Source organism: Bacillota bacterium (assembly GCA_018818595.1).
Classification (GTDB): Bacteria; Bacillota_I; Bacilli_A; order Izemoplasmatales; family Hujiaoplasmataceae; genus JAHIRM01.
In genome coordinates, this window is the sequence record JAHIRM010000003.1 from 92405 (window position 1) to 100241 (window position 7837).

A 7837-nucleotide genomic window follows, 5' to 3' on the forward strand; every position below is an offset into this window, starting at 1 on the left:
TAATATTCTCGTATAATCAAGTCATTTCTCTTGACATGTGACACCTTGTCATATAGAATGAATATAGTATTTTAATCGAGGTGGAAAAATGCCTTCACAAACGTTTTTCAATTTACAAATTACAAAACAAAACAAGATTTTAGAAGCAGCAAAAAAGGAATTTTCTAAAGTACCCTTTGCGGAAGCCTCCATCAATCAAATCATCAAAGAGGCAAACATTTCCAGAGGAAGTTTTTATATGTATTTTGAAAATAAATATGATTTAATTTCTTACATCTTAGAATTTTTTCGAATTACATTAAGAAACTACATGTTAAAGATTATTCCTAGTGTTGATGGAGATTTAGAGAAAATAACTCTTGAAATTCATGATTATTTTTATCATTTATATGAAGACAAAGAAAACCAAAATTTTATAAAGAATATTATCATTTATTTTCACTCAAATATGGAAAATAATAACTCAAATTGTATCCACCAGCAACCAATTAAAGACGAATTACAGATGATGATTCCATATCTCAATCCAAACCAATTTTATTTTACTGATGAAAATAAAATTAAGTCGGTTGTAGATATCGTATTTTCTGTTTTAAAAACAGTTCTTTATAATGCTATGTTGGTATCAGAAACAGTAGAACTATCAAGAAAAAGGTTAAAAGAATATTTAAGTATCATTAAAATTGGCTATACCAAGAAAGAAGAGGAAATGAATTAATGTTAAAATTAGTAGGAATTAGTAAAAGCTATACCGTAGGAACATTTACACAAGTTGCATTAAATAACGTCGATTTGGATTTTAGAAAAACGGAATTTGTTACCGTCTTAGGACCTTCAGGTTGCGGAAAAACCACCCTTCTAAATATTGTTGGTGGATTGGATCATTATGATAAAGGCGATTTAATTATAAGCGGAAAATCTACAAAAGATTTCATTGATCAAGAATGGGATATGTACAGAAACAATTCAATTGGATTCATCTTTCAAAGCCACAATCTTATTCCGCATTTAAGCGTTTTACAAAACGTTGAAATGGGAATGACGTTAAGTGGAGTTAGTTCCTCGGAACGAAAGCAAAGAGCAATAGAAGTATTGACTGAAGTAGGTCTAGAAGACCACATTTACAAAAGACCAAATCAACTTTCAGGAGGTCAATCTCAAAGAGTTGCGATTGCGAGAGCTTTAGCAAATAATCCTGATGTCATACTAGCCGATGAACCAACCGGGTCTTTGGATTCCGTGACAAGTGTTCAAATATTAGAATTAATTAAAAAAATTGCAAAAGATAAACTGGTAATAATGGTGACACATAATTCTGAATTAGCCTATAAATATTCATCTAGAATTATTAAGTTAAAAGATGGCAAAGTTGTTGACGACTCAAACCCAGTTTTAGAATCAAATCAAGAAAAAGATGCTTTGACTCTAAAAAAGACATCCATGAGTTTTAAAACGGCAGTAATATCATCAATAAATAATATAAGAACAAAAATTGGAAGAACATTATTAACCGCTTTTGCAGGAAGTATTGGAATCATTGGTATTGCGTTGATTTTATCTTTATCAAATGGATTAGATCAAGAAATAAGTAATTTCGAAAAAGAAACCCTATCAGGATATCCAATTTCAATTACTGAATCGAGGTTTGACTTTGAAAAAATAAGGCAAGAAGGAGTTGGAGACTTAACTCCATATCCTGATGTTGAATTTGCTACTAGCTATGATGAAAATAGATTAGCAGCTTACTTTACAACAAATATAATTACAGATGATTATATAGCATACGTAAATGATTATGTAACCAATGTAGCTCCAGAAAAAATAGCCGGAGTTAAGTATGTAAAAGATATGAATTTCTCGCTATTAAAATACGTAGAAACAGATTTTGCTTCAGGATATGTATCATTGTATTCTGAATCGATTGTTTCTGATGAAACCGATTCTCCAGCAAGTCAATTTGGAATGATTTCTTCTTTCTTTACCTTGCTACCTGACGGAGATGTTTTGCAAAACAATTACGACGTAATTTATGGAGACCTTCCCGATAATACATCTGGAAATGATGCCTATCAAGTTGTATTAGTTGTCGATGAGTATAATCGAATCTATACATCTACGCTTCTATCACTCGGTTTTGATGTTGAAAATCAAACGGAATTTTATTTTTCCGATATCATTGGAACCAATTTTAAGTTATTTATTGGAGAATATAATATCTTAACTAGCGACGTTTCCTCTGCAATTGATATTGAAATATCAGGAATTGTTAGATTACAAGATGGGTCAAATGTAAATTTACTATTTAATGGTTTGGGATATACTTCAGATTTAACTGATTATATTGAAACAACTTTCCCAGATGAAGTAGGAGCAGTCAATAGTATTTATCTTTATCCAAATAATTTTGATGACAAAGATGCAGTTAAAACTTATTTAAATGCATACAATGATGGATTAGAAAATGACGATCCAGCAAGAATTGAATTTGTAGATCAAGCTGCAACATTTACTTCAATGGTTAAAGGCGTTATTGATACAATATCAATTGTTTTAATTGCATTTGCGGCTATATCGTTAGTGGTATCTTCTATCATGATTGGAATTATTACGTATATATCTGTGTTAGAAAGAACAAAAGAAATTGGTGTTCTTCGTGCACTAGGAGCTAGAAAAAAAGACATATCAAGAGTGTTCAATACCGAAAACTTACTGATTGGATTAGCTGCAGGCCTTGTAGGAATTGGAGTTAGTTTATTGCTAATTATTCCAATTAATTTAATTATTGAAAATCTTGCAGATATGCCAAATATAGCTAAATTATCATTTAGTTCTGCTTTCTTCTTAATCCTTATAAGTGTTACACTAGCGTTTGTTGCAGGACTAATTCCTGCAAGAATGGCTTCGAAAAAAGACCCTGTTATTGCCTTGAGAACAGAATAAGTAAACATCAGTTGAGAAATCAGCTGATTTTTTATTGATTTTAAGGGATTTTATGATATTTTTAGAGAACGAATTTTTATATACAAAAAATATAAAATGTGATATAATATCACCAAAATGAATTTAGAAAAAGGGGTAAAAAAATTGAACGAAATTAAAGAAAAAATTGAAAAGATTTTGGCTTCAACAAATGTTGGCCAACCTTCAGATTATCCACTCGAAAATGAGATGATTGAAGAATATGACGAGTTCGAATACGAAGAACTTTATAGCGATATTTATGTTCTTGTCAAAAATATAGATGATTTTTATGGTCAAAATGCAAATCAAAAAGCAGCAATGCTAGTAGAATCATTTTTATTAGAAACAATGGTTTTATTAAAAAAAGACCCCGAAAATATAGTTGTTGAATCTGGAGAGTTTTACGTTAAATCCACCGGATTTACGCCTGATGGAGACGTATTGATGAATCTATTCGAAGATACTGTTATGATTAACACGATGTTAGATCTTTATAATCAAGCATTAGCAGATAATGATTTTCCAAGAATGGAAGTCGGAATCGGACTTGCAACTTTCGTAAGTGAAGAGTTTGAAGAAGAAAACAATCACGAGTGTGATTGTAAAGATGATGAAGAATGTAAATGCAAAGAAGATGAAGAGTGTGATTGTAAAGATGATGAAGAATGCGAATGCAATCACAATCATGAAGAAGATGATTTTGATTATGGAATTGATTTCAATAATACAGCAGCTGCTCTTGCTGAAATGGCAAACTCAGAAGAACTTGATCCAATCGTATTAAACAATATTGCATATGATTTATTATCTGAAATTGATGAAACATTTTTTGAAAATCATTTAGAGGCTTTTTTATTAGATGACGATGTTGTAATTTATCACGGAAATATAGTAAGCGAAGAATAAAAAGGATTAATGGGGGAAAAACATGGATCTATTTAAAAAATGTGTTGAATTTACAACAGTTGATGAATATAAAGGAATAGGGATTTATCCTTATTTTCATGCATTAGAAACAAAACAAGATATTGAAGTTACGATGGAAGGTCACAGAAAAATAATGATTGGTTCTAATAATTATTTAGGACTTACTGGTGACGAAAGAGTAATTCAAGCCGGAATTAAAGCTCTACAAGAGTTTGGTTCTGGTGTATCGGGGTCTCGTTTCTTAAACGGAACATTAACAACACATATTATACTTGAAAATGAATTAGCCGAATTTTTACATAAAGAAGCCTGTGTTACCTTCTCAACAGGATTTCAAACCAATCTTGGAATCATTTCTGCCATTGCTGGTCGTAATGACTTAATTTTCTGTGATCGAGAAAATCATGCTAGTATTTATGATGGAGCAAGGTTAAGTTATGCTAAAATGATTCGATACCAACATAATGATATGGCAGATTTAGAACTTCAATTAAAAGAGGCAGATCCAAGTAAAGGAAAACTTATTGTCACCGATGGTGTTTTCAGTATGTCAGGTGATTTGTGTATGTTACCAGAAATTGTTAAACTTGCAAAAATATATGATGCAAGAGTTATGGTCGATGATGCTCATGGATTTGGAGTGTTAGGAGCTACTGGACGAGGAACTGCAGAGTATTTTGGATTAGAAGATGATGTAGACATTATCATGGGTACTTTTTCTAAATCCCTTGCTAGTTTAGGAGGATATATGGTTGCAGATCGACATGTAGTCGAATATGTAAAGCATAAATCCAGACCTTTTATTTTCTGTGCAGCTATTACACCGGCTAATGCAGCTACTGCTTTAGAAGCATTAAGAATTTTAAAGGCAGAACCAGAAAGGCCAAAAGCTTTACTTGAAATTGCAAAGTATGTTAAAGAATTACTTATTAGTAAAGGCTTAGAAATTGCAAGTCATTCTATAGCACCAATTATTCCTATTTATACTTACTCGCAATTAAGAACGCTTGTTGCGTGTAAATTGTTATATGATAGAGGAGTTTATGTAAATCCAGTTTTACCACCAGCAACACCTGAAGGCGAATGTCTAATTCGAACAAGTTATACTTCAACTCATACAAAAGCATTGATGGATGAAGCGGTTGGAATCATTGCAGATGTGTTACAAAGCTTACCAGAAGCAGAAGATGAGTTAATGGATTTTTTACACAAATCATATGAGTAACTTTGTAGTTATTACAGGTGCTTCAAGTGGTATTGGATTTGATACAGCTTCTTATTTACACAAATTAGGTTATAAAGTCATTGGAATTTCTCGTAATTATCCAAAAGAGAAATATGATTTTGAATATATACTATGTGATATAACCAATCAAGAAATGATTGATAAAACAATAAAAGAAATTGAAAAATCTACAGATACAATAGATGTATTAATTAATTGTGCAGGAATGGGAATAAGTGGAGCGATTGAACATACTTCTTTGGAAGAAGTTAATTCCATCTTCCAAGTAAATGTGGTTGGAGTATTCTTACTTACACAAGCTGCTATCCCGTTATTAAGAAAATCTAAACGCGCAAAAATTATCAATATTGGTTCTGTTGCAGGTGAACTATCCATTCCTTTTCAAGCGTTTTATTCCATGACAAAAGCTAGCATTGGCATGTTTTCTGAGTGCTTAAGAATGGAACTTAAACCATTTTGTATTGATGTTACTACAGTTTTGCCAGGCGATACAAAAACAGGTTTTACTAAAAACCGTATTCAACCAAAAGTGATTCAAGATGAACTCTACAAGGATCGAATTAAACGCTCCATTGAAAAGATGGAAAAAGATGAAGAAAATGGAAAACCGGCAAGTAGTGTTACCAAAGTCATCTACAAATTAATGAAACGAAAATCAATGCCAGTAAGTGTAACAGTTGGATTTGAATACAAATTATTTGTATTTTTAAAAAGAATTTTACCAAAGAGATTTGTTAATTGGTTACTTTACCAAATGTATGCAAAATAAGCAAAAAGCATAGCTATTTGCTTTTTTTTTAGGAAATCGAGTTATAATATAAGAATAAAGATGGTGATATTATGAAAAAAGATATTTATGAATGTATTAAACTAGATCGTCATGGATATGGGCTTGTTTTGGATAATAATCGAACTTTTACAATTGCTAATCTTTTGCCTTTTGAAAAAGCAGAAATTACAATCTTTCAAAATGGTTTTGGGAAAGTAGAAAAGTTCATCAAAACATCTGATGACCGTGTTAAAGCGAAGTGTTCTAAATTTAACGAATGCGGAGGCTGCCAACTACAACACATTCCATATCTTCAACAAGTTGAACTTAAAACAAATTTAGTAAAAGAATATCTAGAACAATATTCTTTGGATTCTTCTGTGTGTTTGCCTTGTATAGGTATGAAAGATCCGTTTTTTTACCGCAACAAAAGTCAGATGGTTATTTCCGATAAAAACAAAAAAGTTATGAGTGGATTTTATGAAGAAAACACTCATTCCATTATAAATATTGATCAGTGTGTTATACAAGTTGACACGGCAAATACAATTATAAAGACTTGTAAGAACATTATGCAACAACACAAAATTCATCCATATGATGAAGACAAGAAAACGGGGCTAATTCGCCATATTCTAGTTCGAGCAAGTTCTTCCACAAAACAAATCTTAGTTGTGATTGTTACTGCACAAGAAATGTTTCCCGGAAGAAATAATTTCATCAAAGCTTTACGAGAGGCTCATCCTGAAATCACAACGATTGTACAAAATGTAAATTCAAGGGCAACATCCGTTGTTCTTGGAGATTTTGAGAGAATTCTTTATGGCAAAGGAACTATTTTAGATATTATTTTAGGAAAAACATTTATACTTTCTTCTAGAACATTCTACCAAGTGAATACAAAACAAACGGAATTACTCTATAAGAAAGCATTAGAACTTGTTAAACCGACTCTTGATGATGTTGTTTTGGACGCTTATTCGGGTGTTGGAACAATAGGGATTATTTTTAGTGACCATGTCAAAAAAGTATTAGCAGTAGAAATCAGTAAAGAAGCGGTTAAGAATTCCATACAAAACGCCAAATTGAACAAAGCGTATAATGTTAGATTTAATCAAGACGATGCACCAGTGTATCTTTCTAAATTAGCATATGAAAAAACGAGTATTGATACAATTATTGTAGATCCTCCTCGTCTTGGTTTAAATCAAGCTTTTTTAGATAGCGTTAAAATTATTAAACCGAAAAAGTTCTTGTATATATCCTGCGATCCAGAAACATTAGCGAGAGATTTAAAAATACTCGTAGGGTTTGGATACTCACTTCGCCAAGTTCAACCAATAGATATGTTTCCACAAACAAACCATGTAGAGTCTATCACGTTGCTTTCATTAAAATAGCACTTGTTATATACTTGATACATACTTGACAGCACTCTATTTTTAACCCAACTTAATAAAAATCAGCCATCAGATGACCTTCATAGGTATCCGATGGCTTTTTTTGTCTATGTGTGCAAATTTCGTCCATTGTGGGAACATATTTTTTGGTGAAAAATCGCCTTTTTTGTCCGAATGGTTGTCTTACGCAACATATTTTATTTCAAAAAAAATTAGATAATAACAACCTTATAATTCATAATCTTATCGTACTTTTCATTGTGATAAGTACCTGTTGCAAATTTAGTTAATACAGCAAAATAACCTAACTAAAAGTTACAAAAGTTACAAGTGTTGCAAATGTAACATCTTGATGATATAATAGTCATGAAAGTTTTAGTGATAACAATGAAGTTCAAACAAAAATAGGATAACAGGAGAATATACAAATGATAGAAGTGAAAAATCTTACAAAAGATTTTGGGTTCAATAGAGGTGTTTTCGATATATCGTTTGAAGTTAAAAAAGGTGAAGTATATGGTTTTCTTGGTCCGA

6 protein-coding genes are annotated in these 7837 nt (G+C 31.4%); all 6 read left to right on the forward strand.

Translation table 11 applies throughout. The features are described 5' to 3' along the window. Window positions 1-88 precede the first annotated feature (88 nt). The 6 genes from KJ971_00840 (at window position 89) to rlmD (ending at window position 7303) form a co-directional block, all read left to right on the forward strand. Entirely contained in the window at window positions 89-718 is a 630-nt protein-coding gene (locus KJ971_00840; GenBank protein ID MBU1144387.1) for a TetR/AcrR family transcriptional regulator, read from the forward strand. Further along, on the forward strand, window positions 718-2940 hold the full coding sequence (locus tag KJ971_00845; GenBank protein ID MBU1144388.1) for an ATP-binding cassette domain-containing protein: 2223 nt from the start codon (window positions 718-720) through the stop codon (window positions 2938-2940). The genes KJ971_00840 and KJ971_00845 overlap by 1 nt, the downstream gene beginning before the upstream one ends. A 144-nt stretch (window positions 2941-3084) precedes the next feature. Then, window positions 3085-3867, forward strand: coding sequence for a hypothetical protein (locus KJ971_00850; protein ID MBU1144389.1), 783 nt, complete (start codon window positions 3085-3087; stop codon window positions 3865-3867). Between the two features lie 22 nt (window positions 3868-3889). Then, window positions 3890-5113 carry an aminotransferase class I/II-fold pyridoxal phosphate-dependent enzyme gene (locus tag KJ971_00855; protein ID MBU1144390.1) on the forward strand — a complete coding sequence of 408 codons (1224 nt, stop codon included), beginning with the start codon at window positions 3890-3892 and terminating at the stop codon, window positions 5111-5113. Next, the gene (locus tag KJ971_00860; GenBank protein ID MBU1144391.1) at window positions 5106-5903 is read left to right on the forward strand and encodes an SDR family oxidoreductase; all 798 of its coding nucleotides are present in this window, start codon (window positions 5106-5108) and stop codon (window positions 5901-5903) included. The genes KJ971_00855 and KJ971_00860 overlap by 8 nt, the downstream gene beginning before the upstream one ends. A gap of 71 nt (window positions 5904-5974) precedes the next feature. Beyond that, window positions 5975-7303, forward strand: coding sequence for a 23S rRNA (uracil(1939)-C(5))-methyltransferase RlmD (rlmD, locus tag KJ971_00865; protein MBU1144392.1), 1329 nt, complete (start codon window positions 5975-5977; stop codon window positions 7301-7303). Window positions 7304-7837 lie beyond the last annotated feature (534 nt).